Here is a 16,174-nt window from a genome sequence, read left to right on the forward strand (position 1 = left end):
TCTTTCGTTATGGGCGTGCAGTGGCCGGGATATACACGCGGGGTACACGCGGCCCGATACGCGTCACGATTTCATAGTTGATGGTGTCTGCAACCTGAGCCCACTCGTCGGCAAGTGGAACGTCCGGCGTGTCGGGATCATCCGGGTTTCCAAACAGAATGACTCGACTGCCAACCGGTGCGGGTGGCTCATGGTATTGGCCAAGATCGGGTCCTTGTTCGCCAGGCTGGGCGTTTTCAGCGTCGCTCACCGGTCCAAGGTCGATCATGAACTGGTCCATGCAGATCCGGCCGACCGCGTGGGTACGGATGGTGCCCGTCGGGGTAATCACGCTGACTGGCCCCGCATTCGAAGCCGCGCGAGGTACTCCATCGCCGTAGCCGATCGGCACTAAACCGAGCCATCGTGGCCCAGGTGTTGTCCATGTACCTCCATAGGAGACGGCCTGATCCCCCTCGACAATCTTGATCATCTCGAGGTTTGCTTCCAGGCGCATGGCAGGCCTGAAGTGGAGGTCGCGAGCGGTGCGCTGAGCGGGGTTGGGGCTCAGACCATACAGGCCGATACCGTCGCGCACCATGTCGAAGCATGCGCGCTCATGCCACAGGATCGCGGAGGTAGCACCGACGTGGCGGATACGTGGGTGGATCCCGGCGTCGGCCAGAATCTCCAGGCCGGCGTCGAAGCGGTCCAGCTGAGTGGCAGTGGCGCTCAGTCCTTCCGGGGAGTCTTCATCGGCGCGAGCCAGATGTGTCCAGGCTGCAACGACATCAACCGTCTGGTCCTGGACACTCATCGCCAATGCTGACGCCAGGGCCGGCAGTGTTGACAGGGTGGCTCCGGCTCGGGACATTCCGGTGTCGATCTTGACGTGGACGCGCGCAGTCTTGCCGGCCTCCCGGGCACTGGCTGCCAGGCGGGCGAGTGTGGACACTACCGACACGGACACGTCAATGTCATCATCTATCGCGCCGCGCCACGTGGTGTCGCTGGGGCCGAGCCACGTCAGAATATGGACGTCGTCGCGCGAGTATCCTGCCCGGTCGAGGACGGCTCGCACGCGCCGCGCCTCTGCCAGCTGGGCTGCGCCAAACCAGGTGAATCCAACGCGGGCTGCTGCCAATGTGACCTGAGCGAGCCCGTGCCCGTAGGCATCTGCCTTCACGATCGCCATGTGTTGACACGTGGGACCATCCTGGCGCAAAACGGCAGCGTTATGCTCGATGGCACCCAGGTCGATGACAGCGCGGGAGGGGTACTCTTCCACTGCGATGGAGTCACATTCACCGACTGATTCGTTCAACAACACGCCTTTAGTATTGCACTGCTGGTCGCCGGTACATATTCACGCGACTGTGCGCTGCGTTATAAGAGCTGTTCACGAGGCCGTCGTCCGTTGCAGTACAGTGCCGACGAGGGGGCTGATTGCCGCAGCAATGTCGGCTGCACCGATTGGATGTCCCCCACCGAATGTGCTGATCACCCCATGGTGTGCGCGGTCCTGGCCGATCGGTCTGCTCGGGTTCTTGGCCTCGTGGAGTTTAGCGACGTCCTCGGCATCGCTGCGCGTGTCGGATGGACTGGTACGCGTGCTGCGCGCACCGCTTGCTTGGATCCCTGCCTGCGCGTGCAGCCACACCGCAGCGCCCACTGCTCCTACGCGGCGAGCCGCTGTATCGACCGCACACTGGGGATTAGCCAGCACTGCACCGATCACGCCAGCCAGAACATCTCCTGAGCCGGCCACACCGGTCCAGCCACACGATTCAGCGTTGACCGCAAGCAGCGGTAGACCGCCCTCGTCAATCGCACAGATTACCGTTGTTGCGCCTTTGAGAACGACGGTCGCCCCACTTGCGCGCGCCAGCTCAGCTGCCCAATGAGCAGGGCAGGAGTCGATGTCAGTACGGCTGGGCGAACGGTCAGTCAGCGCATCAAGCAATGTCGCTGCCTCCCCCGCATGGGGTGTGAGCACTGCTGAGGACATGTCACATGTCTCGCTCAGCTCCACCACCAGAGGTAATGCTGACGCGTCAATGACCGTCGGCAGGTGCTGGTTCAGCGTGTCAATGATGACATCTCGGGCATGGCTCAAGCGCTCGTCATCGATTCCGCATCCGACAACTACTGACTGCGCGCATCCGGTGCCGCACACGATGTCGGGAAACCTCATCAGGGCAAGGGTACGCACCGAGGCGGTCGAATCAAGGCGAATCATCCCAACACCCACGCCATGTGCGCCGCTGACGGCGAGCACTCCGGCTCCCGGGTAGGTTTCGGATCCGCTGCAGATGCTCACAACACCGCGTGTGTACTTGTGATCGAGGCGGCCAGGGGCGCGCATACATCTTCGAGCATCCGCGCATGTCAGCACACGCACCGTCGCGTGTGGTCGGGCATCGAATTCGCCTTGAGTGTACTCGTCAGGCCGAGCAGCCCTATCGGCTTGCGAAAGGTCCCCAGCAAGTCCCCTGCCGCCACTGCCAGCTTGTTCCAGATCAGCGGCAAGGCCCAGATCCACCACGTCAATACTTCCTGCGCGGTAGCACGCAGGAGGCAGTACCAGTGGAGTCTTCAGCGCACCCATCGTGACAGTTCGCGTCGCATGAACTGCATGGGTCGGACACGCTCCATCAGCGCTCCCCACCCCTGTTGGCACATCCACCGCCACGACGAGCGCACCAGTTTTCTGCGCCTGTTCATTGACGGCGTCCACGAGTCGAGCGAGCGGTTCGCGCAACGCACCCTTCAGTCCCGTTCCGCACAACCCGTCGATCCAGATGTCGGTTGGCGGTAGATCCGCGCATAGGTCCCCCTCGTCCATCGATGCGGAAATTATGCGCGCACCGGCCTGGCGTGCTGCTTCAAGGGCACGAGGGTGTGGGTGGTCCGATATGACGAGGGCGACCGCCGCGCCAACGCTTTCTGACAAGGCCACATAAGACAGGGCATACAGGGCATCTCCACCGTTGTCTCCGCCACCAACCAACGCTGTGACCCGCACCGTTGCCCCGTCAGCCGGACACATCTCCAGCACTGCATCAGCCACGCCGCGAGCTGCCTTGCGCATGAGCCGGTCGGGATCATCCTCGCGGCAGGCACGATCCACATGCACCGCTTCAGCTTCGCGCACAACCTCAGGTGTATAGGCTGTCACGTCATCAGCGTCATGCATCATTCAACGGTCACTGACTTGGCCAGGTTGCGCGGCTGATCGACATCCAGCCCCTTCGCGCCTGCGAGTTCACAGGCCAAAATCTGGAGTGGGATCACCGTCAGAAGTGGTGCGTACAACGTGGGAGCGGGCGGGATCCGGAAGATCACATCTGCAAATTCGTCAGCCGAATGGTCATCTTGCTCGGCCACCACCAATGTCCGAGCGCCGCGAGCGCGCACCTCCTGAATATTGGAGACCACTTTGCGGTGCAGTTCGGGGCGGCGAGGCGTGGGCAGAACCACCACCACGATCTGCCCATCTTCAATCAGTGAAATCGGGCCATGCTTGAGCTCGCCGGCGGCGAACCCTTCGGCATGGATGTAGCACAGTTCCTTCAGTTTCAGCGCACCTTCAAGGGCGGTGGGGAAACCGACGTGGCGGCCCAGATAGATCATCGATTCGACATCGGTCAACGAACGCGCAACGTCGCGAATCTGGTCCCAGCCGCTGATGATCGTGCTGATTTTCGGGGGAATCGCAGAGAGCTTGTCCATGTAATCTGCGATTTCATCGGGGTACTTGTTGCCGCGCACCTGCGCCAGATACAGCCCCAAAATATACGTCGCTGCGATCTGCGCGGTGTACGCCTTCGTGGAGGCAACCGCGATCTCCGGGCCGGCATGTGTCAGCAGCACAGCGTCTGATTCACGAGAAATCGTGGAGCCAGGCGTGTTGACCAGTGCGATCACGCGGGCGCCCTGCTCGCGGGCGTGACGAATCGCCATGATGGTATCCATCGTTTCCCCCGACTGAGAAATGGCGACAACAAGCGTCTTTTCGGACACAACCGGGTCGCGATAACGGAACTCGTGAGCCAGCTCGACTTCCACGGGGATGCGGCACCAATGTTCGATCGCATATCGCGCCACCTGCCCGGCGTGAGCGGCACTGCCACAGGCAACAATGATCATCTTGTCCACGCTGCGCAGTACGCTTTCCGGAATGCGCAGTTCGTCCAACGACAGTTTGCCTGAGGCATCCATCCGCCCGGCCAGTGTCTGCTCAACCGCTCCGGGTTCTTCATGGATTTCCTTTTCCATGAACGTGCCAAAGCCTTCTTTTGTCACCGGTCGACGCGAGTAGTCACCTTCCAGCTTCTTCGGCTCGGTAACAGCGCCATCCTGGTCAATAATCGTCACGTGCTGCGCAGTGACAAGGGCGAGCTGGTCCTGCCCCACTTCGATGACATCAGTAGTGAATTCGCTGAAAGCAAGCACGTCGGAGCCGAGGAAGTTCTCCCCTTCACCGAGTCCGATCACCAGAGGCGATGAGCGTCGTGCCGCCACGATCACGCCCGGTGCATCATCACAGATCGCCAGCAAAGTGAACGTGCCGCTGATCTGCTCAGTTGCTGCGCGCATGGCGCCCACGAGGCGTTGCGCACCATCGCGTTGTTCTGCCGGTACGCCTGTCAGATCTTCCGACCAGCGCGGCGCGGTGGATGTACTTGCCACGCGGTCAGCCGAGGTGCCGACACCTCCCTCGTCAATGGGCAATCCGGAGTACAGACGCCCGATGAGGTGCGCGACGACTTCGGTGTCGGTGTCGGATTCAAAGGTTTCGCCCGCTGCGGCAAGCTGCGTTCGTAATGCGTCGGCGTTTTCGATAATTCCGTTATGGACGAGGGCGACTTTCCCATCCGCGGATGTATGCGGGTGTGCGTTGGCAACGCTCGGCTGGCCATGTGTTGCCCAGCGGGTGTGGCCGATCGCCTCAATAGCATCGTCGGGACGCTGACTGTCAATCTGCGCACGCAACTGGGACAATTTTCCGACCGCGCGGATGACTGTGGGTTTGGGCCGGTCGGCCGATCCGAGTGCGACTCCAGCTGAGTCGTACCCGCGGTATTCCAGATTTGCCAGGCCCTTCATGACAACGTCAAGCGGGCGCTGGGAGGGGACTTCCCCCACGTATCCAACAATTCCACACATATTAGACATTTCAACACACGCAGGGGGCGATCGGGAGTTTTTGACGCCCGTGGCGTCGACTCGCGTGCCATGAGCGGATGCATGGCAGTGGGGATCGGCCCGCGTCGTCTTGCTCCAGCTGGCCGGCAGGCATGTGGGTACAAGACGGACGCAAGGGGACAGGCAGTTGTGAGCGCTCGCGGGGCATGACCATCGGGTCCTCGTGATCGGAGCCACGCGACCAGCGCATCCAAGATTGCTCACAGACCGCCACATTCACGTCAAATCCCTGCATTGGACCGCTGTATTAGGGGACAATGGCGCCGTGATCTTTAATGACGAGTCCGCCCGAGCACAAGGCCCATTCTCATCGTTTAGCCGTGAGCACTGGAAAAAACTGGCCGCGCGCACGCCCCTGCCGCTGACCGACGAGGACATCTCACAACTGGCGTCCCTGGGCGACCCCATCGACATGAACGAGGTTGACGCCATTTACCGGCCGTTGTGCGCGCTGTTGCAGGTCTACATACAAGGACGGTATCTGCGGGCACGCGCACGGGCCGACTTCCTCGAAGAGGATGCGCCTGTGACACCTTTCGTCATCGGTATCGCTGGGTCGGTTGCGGTTGGCAAATCCACTGTTGCTCGCCTGTTGCAGCTCCTGTTGTCGCGATCACCGCACACGCCTCGGGTCGACCTGGTGGCCACAGATGGCTTCCTTTTGCCCAACGCGGTCTTGGAAGAGCGAGGAATCCTGGCACGTAAGGGATTCCCTGAATCGTACGACCGCGGAGCACTGCTGAACTTTGTCGCGTCGGTGAAGGCGGGCATTTCCCCTCTGCAGGTTCCTGTTTATTCGCATGTCACATACGATATTCGTCCCGATAAGTTCACCACGATCGAGCATCCGGAAGTCTTGATCGTTGAAGGGCTGAACGTGTTACAGCCGCCTCGTACCCATCCTGGCGGCCTCGGTTTAGCGGTATCAGACTACTTTGATTTCTCCATCTACGTGGACGCGCGTGAGGATGACATTGAGCAGTGGTACGTCGACCGATTCGCGCAGCTTCGCTCGACCTCCTTCCAACGTGAGGATTCCTTCTTCCGCACCTATGCGGGCTTGAGTGATTCTGAAGCAGAGGCCACTGCTCGGATGGTGTGGCACGCTATCAACTTGCCGAACCTGTACGAGAACATTTTGCCGACACGCGAACGCGCCACGCTGATTTTCACCAAGGGCGCCGATCACCGGGTCGAATCCCTTCATCTGCGCAAGGAATAGCACCCCTCGCTCCGGTTAGGATCTGAGCCAGTCGAGCTCTACCATCCGTACCGTCCTCCCCCAGTTCCCCAGGTTCGAACTCAACGTGCGTTCATCCACCTGTCCTTCCCCCAGGTTCGAACTCGATGCGCATTCGACCACCTGCTGTCTCCCCAGGTTCGAACTCGATGCGCATTCGACCACCTGCTGTCTCCCCAGGTTCGAACTCGGCACGCATTTGGCCAAGCACGGACAGATACTGCAGCTATTGATGCAGTTCAGCGCCGAGGCAAGTCACCCTCGGCAATAAGACGGGCGCCGAATTCGAACCTGGGGGACGGGGCGGGCGAGGAAGACAGGGACAGCGGTAAGAAATGAGGCTGCGTCACTGACGACACTCAGACGCGCCCCGATGCGCAGATGGCTAGCGCCGATGCAGCGCCCGAAGTGGCAGCGCTACGAATCTGGCACGGCTACCCCCGCACCTCCAGTTCATTACGGTCAGACGACCACCGATTCTCCAGCGCAGTTAGTCCAGCTTAGTCAGCCTAAGGCAGCAGAACCAGTGCTCTCGCTCCAACACCGCTCAACCAGCTGCTCCTCCAGGCCTGAAGACCGTTACATCTCAGGGCCATCTACAGTGCGAGGCGATCACGCACCACATCGGCCAGGTGCTGCGCAATCCTGTCAGCCTCATCCTCACTGGCCGCTTCAACCATGACACGGACGAGCGGTTCGGTACCTGATGGGCGCATCACCACGCGACCCGTCTCCCCCAACGTCTTCTCAGCAGCGGCAACCTCGTCGGCCAACGCCTGATCGTCATGGAGGCGAGCCTTGTCCACGCCGGACACGTTGATCAAAGTCTGTGGCAAGCGTTCGATCGGCGCGGTCAGATCAGCCAGATCGCGACCGCTTTCATGCACGAGGCGAGCCAGCAACATTGACGTCAAAACACCATCCCCCGTCGTGGCATGATGGCGCGCGATGACATGTCCGGACTGCTCACCACCCAACGCGAACCCGCCCTCAATCATTGCTTCGAGGACATAGCGGTCACCCACTGCCGTCTGAACAGTGGTGATACCAGCTTTCTCCATTGCAAGTTTCAGGCCAAGGTTCGACATGATGGTGACGACCAGTGTGTCGTGGTCAAGTTCGCCCGCCTCGTGCATGGCGAGGGCAAGGGCGCCCATTATCTTGTCGCCGTCAATCAAATTGCCACGGCGATCAATGGCTAGACATCTGTCAGCATCGCCATCATAGGCGACGCCGAAGTCCGCACCTGATGCAACGGTCACCGCCTGAATCTGCTCGGGATGCGTTGAACCGCAGTTATCGTTAATGTTGCGCCCGTCAGGTGATGAGTTCATGACCACGACGTCGGCGCCGGCCTCACGCAGGGCCTGTGGCCCGATGTCAGAGGCGCCGCCATTCGCGCAGTCCACTGCGATTCGCACGCCATGCAGATCAGAGCCGACAGAGGTGACGAGGTGCTCAATGTAGGAGTGCTTGGCCCAATCATCGTCGTAGTGGACCTCACCGACTGCAGCGCCTGTTGGGCGATCCCAGTCCGCGCCGAGAAGTTTCTCAATGCCGTCTTCGACCGAGTCAGCCAGTTTGAAGCCGCCCCGGGCAAAAAACTTAATGCCGTTATCCGGCATGGGATTGTGTGAGGCGGAAATCATGACGCCGAGGTCAACATTTTCTGCCGCTGTCAGATGTGCCACTGTCGGCGTGGACACCACGCCAATGCGCGTGACGTCCATACCTGATGCCGCCAAGCCAGCCGAAATTGCATGATCGAGGAATTCGCCGGAAATACGCGTATCACGGCCAATTATCGCTCGAGGCTTGTCGCCATTTTTCTTCGGACCACCAGCAATATGCCGAGCCGCTGCTTCACCCAGTTCCAAAGCAAGCTGTGCGGTGAGCTCGCCGTTGGCCAGCCCGCGCACCCCATCAGTTCCAAATAGTCGCGGCATCACATTGCTCCTGTTTCGTTCTTTTCACGGGCGGCAGCTCACTTCTTGCTGGGTCACCGCACGAGCATTATCTGCACACAGCCTAATCCGTCGCGACGCGAACCTCTGGTTGATTTACGGTCCTGTTCGAGTTTGCCCGCGATATTCGAACTTTTTGCACAGTTGCTCACGAGTCATTCGGAACCAGCACGAAAGGGGTGAGACAGGCACTCTCGTGCCCACCTCACCCCTTCGGTGATGACTTTGTGCTCACTGGCTCAGCTCCGTGCCTTGCGCTACACGTTTCATCTTCAACGCTCGCACCATGCACGTGCACCGAGCCAGCTCAGGTTCCTTCGGATCGCTTCACGCACCCGATTAAACGGCGACTCGCGCGGACCCCCTCGAACCCGATCAGCAGGAAAGAAAACCGATTAACGCTTCGAGTACTGAGGCGCCTTACGGGCCTTCTTCAAGCCGGCCTTCTTACGCTCCGTGGCGCGTGCGTCACGGGTCAGGAAGCCAGCCTTCTTCAAAGCCGGACGGTTTGCTTCGCGGTCGATCTCGTTGAGAGCACGCGCAATGCCCAGTCGCAGAGCGCCTGCCTGGCCGGAGATGCCACCGCCGTTGATGCGGGCGATGACGTCGAAACGGCCGTCAAGGTCGAGCAGTGTGAAAGGAGACTTCACGAGCTGCTGGTGCAGCTTATTCGGGAAGTAGTCCTCCAGTGTGCGTCCGTTGACCTTCCACTGGCCGGTGCCGGGAATCAGACGGACTCGAGCAACAGCTTCCTTGCGGCGACCAAGTCCCGCGCCAGGTGCGGTCACGGATTGGCCAGCGCCTTGAGGTGCTGTTGCGGTTTCAGTTGTGTATGAGCTGGGGACGGTTTCTTCGTCCAGCTCTTCGATCTGCGTGGTGTCAGCCACAGTTCTCCTCAGTGCAGTTCGTGGGCTCAGAAGCGCGACGCGCTCACTGGGCGACCTGGGTGATTTCGAATTTCTCTGGCGTCTGGCCGGCATGCGGATGCTCGCTGCCTGCGTACACATGCAGCTTGCGCAATTGCTGACGGCCGAGTGAGTTGTGAGGAAGCATGCCTTTAACGGCAATTTCCACGACGCGCTCCGGATGTTCGGCAAGCATTTGGCGGTAGCTGGTAGCCCGCAGGCCACCCGGATAACCCGAGTGATGGTAGGCCATCTTCTGGTCCAGCTTGTTACCAGTCAGCACGACTTTGTCCGCGTTGATGACGACGACGTAATCGCCTTGATCCATATGCGGAGCGAACGTCGGCTTATGCTTCCCACGAAGGAGGGCGGCGACTTGAGACGCCAAACGACCAAGGACGACACCGGTAGCGTCAATGACGTACCACTTCTTCTCAGTGTCCCCCGGCTTGGGTGAATAGGTGCGCACGGGCGTAACCTTCAATTCTTTCGATCTAAGAGCAAACATCACCACCACTTATTGGTGGAACGCTTGCTCGCATTGCGATTCGGTTCGCGCGAGTCGTTGGCACATACCGGGCGAGTGGGAAAAGCCCCAAGTAGCGCTAACGCACAGCGTCGTTAAGTCTATCGACCTGGAGGCACCCTGGTCAAAGTTATTCCCTCACTGTGGGCAATTCCTCATTGCACGTGGCCCACCGCGTTGCCCGGCGCGCGCTTCGTTCAGATTTTCGTGCCCGACGAGGGCGGCCGGCGGCGCACACTGCTGCCACACCAAAGGTCTTGGCTGACGGTGGCGCACTATCCATCGGGATTACCCACCACAACTGACACGTGTTAGTATTGTGGCCTACGTGACGAGCACAGTGGTTGTGACCGTTTGCGTAGTGATTTGTATCAGGTTCTGCGCTGAGCCTGATATGCGTTTTTATTCACCGATTTAAGGAAGACCGTTATGGCAAAGACGCATCGGATCGCCGCCCTTTTCACGGTGCCTGCCTTGTGCGCGGGAATCAGTGTGGTGGGATCAGTGCCGACATACGCTGCCCCGGACTCATCGCTGGCTCCGTATCATCCCACCATGTTGTGGGCAACGTCTGAAGAAACTCAGGGCGAAGTTGCTCCAAACGGGCCGATATCTGCACTGGTAGATGACGATTCAGGGAAAGCTGCCCAGGACGTGTCATTTTGGACATCCCAGTGGAAAGGCACCGAGGAAGACTTCCCACACGCACTGGCCTTCGCCAATCCCAGACCTGACCAGGAGCTGTGCGGCGTTCAATACACTGCGCGCCCCACATATGGCGCAGTCGAAGGAGCCGGAAATGCGCCCGGTTCATTCCAGCTGTATTCATTCGAATCTGCCCCGACAAATCCGCGGCAAGGCGGTGACGAAGCCTTCAACGCCTGGAAACAGGGACTGGACAGTTCCACCATGGAGGCAGGCACACTCCTGTCACGCGGAGCACTCAAAGGAGTCAACGATCCCCAGACCATTTCATTTCCGCCCACGAAAGCACAGGCCTTTTCATTGGTGGGTCTGCGCGCAGTGGCAGAGGACAAGAAAGGCATGTCAGGATCCGATCTCAAGTTGATCCCCTGCCAGCCTCAGTTCACTGATCCGGGCGAAGGAAGCGGTGACAACCTTGCCGCCGATTTCTTCGTTGACCAGCTTCCCTTTGGGGAGCCAGGCGAACCTGTCACATTCGATCCGGCCACTCATACATACATCGCACACGCCTACTATCACACGGATCAGATTTCAATCCGCGTCCGTCCTGCTGATCCCACTGCTTCCGTCAGCGTTAACGGTTTACCGGCGGACAGCGACGGACGCGTATCCAACCTCGTGGTGCGCGAAGGCATGAACGCCTTCACGGCGACCATCACAGCAGGAGGGCAACGCGCTACCTACGTTGTCAACGTCACGAAACACAACACCGATTTCCGCGGGAATGTCCTGATCGATGCCGCCGCCACCATCAATGGAGGCAGTGAAGCGGAAATCAGTGCGCTGACCGATCAGAACATGGCCACCGGGTGGACAGTTTCCCCTCTGAAGAAGAGCGACGAGTGGAGCGACAACACCACTGGTTTCCAACTCGATCTTGACCAGCCGCGCTACGTGCACCGCGTGAGCGCATGGGGCTGGCCGAAGATGCCCGCCAATGCGCCCGGCTGGCACGGCGGCTCTTCCGTTGCGATTGCTGTTCAAGCCGATGACGGCGCCCCGTGGCAGACCATCATCACGCATGCCTCACTGACCCGAGATTCTGGCGGACTGTGGTACTGGGACTTCAACCAGTACCACCAGGCAAAACACATCCGCGTGTGGCTCAACACCGCTACTGAGCCGCAGCAGCAGCCAGGAAATCCCGGTAACCAGGCAACAGGCATGTCGGTGTACGAAGCCGAGGTGTGGGGTCTGCCCGCCGGTCATACGCCTCCCGAGATTGCACCCAACGAGCACTCTGACATTTATCGCGGTTTTGACCCCGGCGACGGAAAATGGGGCGTGAACCGCGCTCAGACTCTGGCGCTGCAATACGGCGTGATGCTGCCAGCCTGGATTCCCTCCGAAGGCTACGGTCGCGGCGCATTCGACGCACGCGAATCACGTCTGACCGGCGGCGCATTCCCGATGTTCTATGACATGCCTTTGTTCAACACTCCCGTGATGGAACAGATTGGCGAGGGAACCCCCTGGGCATTCGCCAAGGCTCCAGTTGGCGGCAACGGCATTCAGGACGCCGGCGAGCCTCACATTTTCCTCACCGATGCGATGAAGCCCTACGCCGACACCCTGATCGACATTCAGTACGGTGACGAGGGCGGCTTCAGCCACGCCGAGTCTGACGCATTCGGCCGATGGTTCGAATGGTCAAAAGAGAACATCCCGGGAGCCGTCGTGCACTCCAACCAGTACAACGCAGCTGACTGGGGCCAGCCGGCAAACATGGAGTATTACGTGCAAAACGCTCAGCCTGATCTGCTGTCGTGGGATACCTATTACTACGGATCCAACTGGGGGTCGGCACCCTCGAGCGTTGTTCACGACATGCTGGGCAACAATATGTGGAAGACTCAGCGTCAGGCCGCCCTCGCCGGTCTTACTGGTGACGGTACGAGCCCGATCCTGTACGGCCAGTATCTGGACTACAACTGGGACGCCAATGTGTCCGAGTCTCAAAAAGCCGTCGTCCCTTCGCTCGGTCTCGCCACCGGTCAAAAGTGGTTTGGGCTGTTCCGTATGGAATACAACGGCTACGATCGCTCCTCGATCATCGATCAGGATGGCGCGCCTACCCGCTCCTTCTACGAATTCAGCAGAATTTTCAAGGACCTGACTGGGCTGGGCAAGTACGCAGTTGCTCTGAACTCAACATACGTTGGCATCAACGCCGGTGAGTACGCGGACCGTCCTCAGGCACCCAACGTATCGGGTTACGCACTGGGAGCATTTGGCGAGGGCGACGGCAAGGCCGCCAATAAGGCGGTTGGCATCACCGGAATGGACGTCACCAATACCGGAACGGTCAATGACGGTAAACCGGGCGATGTTGTGGTCGGTTACTTTGAGAAGCTGCCCGGGCTTGATGCCGCGAAGACCGAGGAGATCTTTGGCAAGACCACTCAGGATCCGCGCGCTTTCATGGTGGTCAATGCTCTGACCGGCACAACGCGTTGGCCATCTTACGGCTTGAGCACCCGAACCGATGACGGCTCATATGCGCAAACCGCTCAGGACGTCACACTGCATGTGGAGAAACCTTTTGACAACGCGAAACTCATGATGGTTGATCCGAACACTTTTGAAGCTCAGCCCGCGCCATTGACGCAGTCTCGCAGCGCAGATTCTGATTTAACGGTGACGCTGTCCAATATCGGTGGCGGTCAGGCTCGCCTGTTGTACTGGGTCGGCGAGTCTCCGACTGCCAACCAAGGCACGCAGACCGATCCTCAGTCTGCTGACAGCCAGAGAGCCCAGTCATCACAAAGCGATGGCTCTGCGCAATCCGTTTCTGCGACCACCGGCGTGTCGCCCGATCAACAGCGCAAATCAAGCTCCAATTCAGGGAGCTTCCTGGCGCACTCGGGTGCATCAGCACAGGTGATTCCGTTTTCTCTGATGGTTCTCGGGGCAGGAGCGGTCAGCATCTACGCTGCACGCAGGCGTTCCTTTGCTGTCAGACGATAGGTTGGCCGCACATCGGGGCCGTCTTCGGCTTCGACTGTGAACGGTCAGGCCCCCGTTTAAGGAAGCACCCCTTCTTAAACGAGGGCCTTCTTCCGCCCCGTGTTTCGTCGTATCCATGCGCCGTGCGGCACCCATGGTTGCTTTTCCTCTCTCGCCCTTCTCCCCCATTTCTTTCATCCCCCCAGGTTCGAACTCGACGCGCCTTCAGCAGGGTAGGCACCGCCACCTACGCGCTGACCAGCGACGATACGGGCCCCATGCTGTTGCAGCACAGCGTAGCGCCGCCGAATTCGAACCTGGGGAGCGGGAAGAAGCGTGCTGCAGATGCGACTCTGACCGCCCGTACCGTCCATGTGCCCCTCCTGTCGATCTCGAGGCGCGCTCGCCCGACAGTGGGAGACCCCTCGGAGCATTCATGCAGGCCAGCCAATTGCGACCGTAGTCACCCTCGTCCATGGTTCGTCGTAAACGACACATGGGGCGGGGCAGGAAAGTCCGTGCCCGCACACCCCGGGGAACACTCAACACGACGTATCGCAAAGGCTCGCACGAAGAGCCGCAGATGTCGTCGCCCACGCGCGGGCTGCCTCGATCGTGGCGGAAAGAAGAAGCTGCACGTGAACCTGTGATTCACGTGCAGCTTGAGTGCGAACCGGCTTGCTCAACGAGCCCGGCAGATCCGCGTCCGCCGCAGCATCCCTTCCGGGACGAACCGGGTCAGATGAAGCTCAGAACTTCAGGCCGCCTGCTTCAATGCCGCGGAAAAAGTACTTCTGAGAAAACATGAAGACCACAACAACCGGCACGAGGGCGACGACCGCTCCGGCCAGAACCAACTGGTAGCTCGTGCCCTGCGGGGAATTCTGAATGGCTGACAGGGTCACCATGAGTGTCTGATTCTTCGGGCTGGGCAGCATGATCAGTGGCAGCAGGAAGTCAGACCACGCGCCGATAAAGCTTGTCAGGCCGACAACCGTTAGGGTGCCGCGAACCTGGGGCAGAAAGATCGTCCAGAAACGACGCAACTCGCCTGCACCATCGATCAGTGCTGCGTCTTCGATCTCGTCTGGGATTCCCATGAAGGCCGCGCGCATCAGAAGGATCTGGAATGGGCCAATAAGAATTGGCAGCCACACTCCCAGCAGATGATCGTACAGTCCGACGTGCACCATCATTGAGAACAGGGACAGCATGATGGATTCAAGCGGAAAGATCATTGCCGACAACACCACGAAGTACATGATGTTTCGCCCTGTCCATCCGCGCCTGGACAACATGTAGCCGCCCAGGCATGAGAGCACCATGTTGGATGTCACCAGCAGCGCTGCCACAATTGCCGAGTTACGGATGGACAGCAAAATGTTGGTGCGCTCAAACAGGCGCGCAAAGGATTCCAGCGACCAGTCCTGCGGAAAGAGCGTTGCCCCCTGGCCGAAGACGGGCTCACCTGGGGCTTTGAATGCGACAAGCAGAGGCAGCAAGAGTGGGCCGACCAGCAGGCACGCCACAATGATGAGGACCGCGTAGCGTCCAACGAGGCGCCACCCGCGTATTTGCCGGGATGCGACCTGGCGGCCCTGACGTTCAAGTTTGCGGCGGTGGCGGTACTCGCTGAGTTTGCTGGTGTGAGGCGCAGTCGCGACAGGTGTGTGCGTGGGTGAATGAGTCATTATGCTTCCGCCTTGTTCTGCAGCCTCTGTGAGGCAATGATGAATCCGAATGTGATCAGGAACAGGAACACCGAAGCGGCGTCGCCTTGTCCCAGTGATCCAAACGTTGGGTCCATGATTCGGTTACGGATATACATGGTCAGGGTCTGTGTGGGCGAGTTCGTTCCGCCCAGCAGATATACCTCGGTGAAGATTTTCAGTGATCCGATCGTCGACAGGACACCGACCAGGTACATCATGACCCGCACGCCCGGCACGGTGACCGTCAGGAAGCGGCGGACGCTGCCTGCACCGTCAATTTCGGCTGCTTCGTATAAGGACTGATCAACGTTGGTTAATGCAGCCAGATACAGGATCATGTAGTACGGCAACCCCTGCCACAAGGTGATGATCATTGCGCAGATGAGGATCAGCCACTCGTTGGACAGGAAGGGAATGGGCGACTGGATCAGCCCGATACCTTCGAAAAAGGAGTTCAGCGGGCCTTTCTGGTCCAGGATGTATCGCCACGCCAGTGAGATGACGACAAGCGAGCAGATCGCCGGCACGTAGTAGATGGCACGGAAGAAGCCGATTCCCGGCACGTGTTGGCGCACCAGCAGTGCCAGCAGCAGCGGCAGCAGCACCATCAGGGGAACAACGCACAGCGCGTAGATCACGGAGTTGCGTGTGGCTTCCCAGAACACCGGGTCGGAGAAAATGTGCGCGTAATTGTCAATTCCGTTGAAGCGTCCGAGCCTGCCAAGTGGTTTCGTCTTGGTGAAGGACGTCACGACCGTGTTGATGAATGGGTAGATATAGAAAGTGATAATACACAGCACGGGGATTGTGACCCACAGCCACGGCACCCACCATTTTCGGAACCGTGCTGCGCCATTGAGACTACGCGCGCTTGTCTTCTTCCGAGTCGCCATGAGTGCTATCCTCCATCACTCTGGGTACGCTTCGTTCGTAAAAGTGGACCGCGTCAGGCGGTGTGGGCTTATTCATGGTGGTCATGTGATGACCTG

Annotated in this window: 10 protein-coding genes; 2 read left to right on the plus strand and 8 right to left on the minus strand. The window is 59.6% G+C overall.

From position 1 onward, the window contains the following. Positions 1–7: 7 nt before the first annotated feature. The 3 genes from alr to glmS all read right to left on the minus strand — a co-directional run bounded on the left by alr (position 8) and on the right by glmS (position 5,148). The gene (gene alr, locus HMPREF2975_RS07905) at positions 8–1,303 is read right to left on the minus strand and encodes an alanine racemase (RefSeq protein WP_227469333.1); all 1,296 of its coding nucleotides are present in this window, start codon (positions 1,301–1,303) and stop codon (positions 8–10) included. Between the two features lie 75 nt (positions 1,304–1,378). Then, on the minus strand, positions 1,379–3,178 hold the full coding sequence (locus HMPREF2975_RS07910; RefSeq protein WP_083314484.1) for an NAD(P)H-hydrate epimerase: 1,800 nt from the start codon (positions 3,176–3,178) through the stop codon (positions 1,379–1,381). After that, positions 3,175–5,148 (minus strand): glutamine--fructose-6-phosphate transaminase (isomerizing), encoded by a 1,974-nt coding sequence (gene glmS, locus HMPREF2975_RS07915; protein ID WP_070726957.1) that lies wholly within the window; start codon positions 5,146–5,148, stop codon positions 3,175–3,177. The genes HMPREF2975_RS07910 and glmS overlap by 4 nt, the downstream gene beginning before the upstream one ends. Before the next feature lie 307 nt (positions 5,149–5,455). Here glmS and coaA point away from each other — a divergent pair, with 307 nt between their 5' ends. Beyond that, positions 5,456–6,409 carry a type I pantothenate kinase gene (coaA, locus tag HMPREF2975_RS07920; protein WP_070726995.1) on the plus strand — a complete coding sequence of 318 codons (954 nt, stop codon included), beginning with the start codon at positions 5,456–5,458 and terminating at the stop codon, positions 6,407–6,409. 614 nt (positions 6,410–7,023) lie between these two features. Here coaA and glmM read toward each other — a convergent pair. The 3 genes from glmM to rplM all read right to left on the minus strand — a co-directional run bounded on the left by glmM (position 7,024) and on the right by rplM (position 9,765). Next, positions 7,024–8,373: a phosphoglucosamine mutase gene (glmM, locus tag HMPREF2975_RS07925; protein ID WP_070726958.1), complete on the minus strand. Its 1,350-nt coding sequence runs from the start codon at positions 8,371–8,373 to the stop codon at positions 7,024–7,026. A 413-nt stretch (positions 8,374–8,786) separates the two neighbouring features. Further along, positions 8,787–9,278: a 30S ribosomal protein S9 gene (rpsI, locus tag HMPREF2975_RS07930; RefSeq protein ID WP_058237132.1), complete on the minus strand. Its 492-nt coding sequence runs from the start codon at positions 9,276–9,278 to the stop codon at positions 8,787–8,789. Between the two features lie 43 nt (positions 9,279–9,321). Continuing rightward, on the minus strand, positions 9,322–9,765 hold the full coding sequence (gene rplM, locus HMPREF2975_RS07935) for a 50S ribosomal protein L13 (RefSeq protein ID WP_058237133.1): 444 nt from the start codon (positions 9,763–9,765) through the stop codon (positions 9,322–9,324). 486 nt (positions 9,766–10,251) lie between these two features. On the opposite strand from rplM, the gene HMPREF2975_RS07940 reads away from it, so the two are divergent. Beyond that, positions 10,252–13,494, plus strand: coding sequence for a cadherin-like beta sandwich domain-containing protein (locus HMPREF2975_RS07940; RefSeq protein ID WP_070726960.1), 3,243 nt, complete (start codon positions 10,252–10,254; stop codon positions 13,492–13,494). 728 nt (positions 13,495–14,222) lie between these two features. Here the strand turns inward: HMPREF2975_RS07940 and HMPREF2975_RS07945 are convergent. Then, positions 14,223–15,164, minus strand: a complete 942-nt coding sequence (locus tag HMPREF2975_RS07945) for a carbohydrate ABC transporter permease (RefSeq protein ID WP_070726962.1) — start codon at positions 15,162–15,164, stop codon at positions 14,223–14,225. Next, the gene (locus tag HMPREF2975_RS07950; protein ID WP_070726964.1) at positions 15,164–16,078 is read right to left on the minus strand and encodes a carbohydrate ABC transporter permease; all 915 of its coding nucleotides are present in this window, start codon (positions 16,076–16,078) and stop codon (positions 15,164–15,166) included. The genes HMPREF2975_RS07945 and HMPREF2975_RS07950 overlap by 1 nt, the downstream gene beginning before the upstream one ends. Between the last annotated feature and the right edge of the window lie 96 nt (positions 16,079–16,174).

It is taken from the genome of Actinomyces sp. HMSC065F12 (assembly GCF_001814535.1).
Lineage (GTDB): Bacteria > Actinomycetota > Actinomycetes > Actinomycetales > Actinomycetaceae > Pauljensenia > Pauljensenia radingae_A.

Excerpts from the sequence above, each read along its gene's own strand:
- HMPREF2975_RS07910 (WP_083314484.1), bottom strand. The coding sequence starts at position 3,178 with ATGATGCATGACGCTGATGACGTGACAGCCTATACACCTGAGGTTGTG.
- HMPREF2975_RS07940 (WP_070726960.1), top strand. The coding sequence starts at position 10,252 with ATGGCAAAGACGCATCGGATCGCCGCCCTTTTCACGGTGCCTGCCTTG.
- glmS (WP_070726957.1), bottom strand. The coding sequence starts at position 5,148 with ATGTGTGGAATTGTTGGATACGTGGGGGAAGTCCCCTCCCAGCGCCCG.
- HMPREF2975_RS07945 (WP_070726962.1), bottom strand. The coding sequence starts at position 15,164 with ATGACTCATTCACCCACGCACACACCTGTCGCGACTGCGCCTCACACC.
- glmM (WP_070726958.1), bottom strand. The coding sequence starts at position 8,373 with ATGCCGCGACTATTTGGAACTGATGGGGTGCGCGGGCTGGCCAACGGC.
- HMPREF2975_RS07950 (WP_070726964.1), bottom strand. The coding sequence starts at position 16,078 with ATGGCGACTCGGAAGAAGACAAGCGCGCGTAGTCTCAATGGCGCAGCA.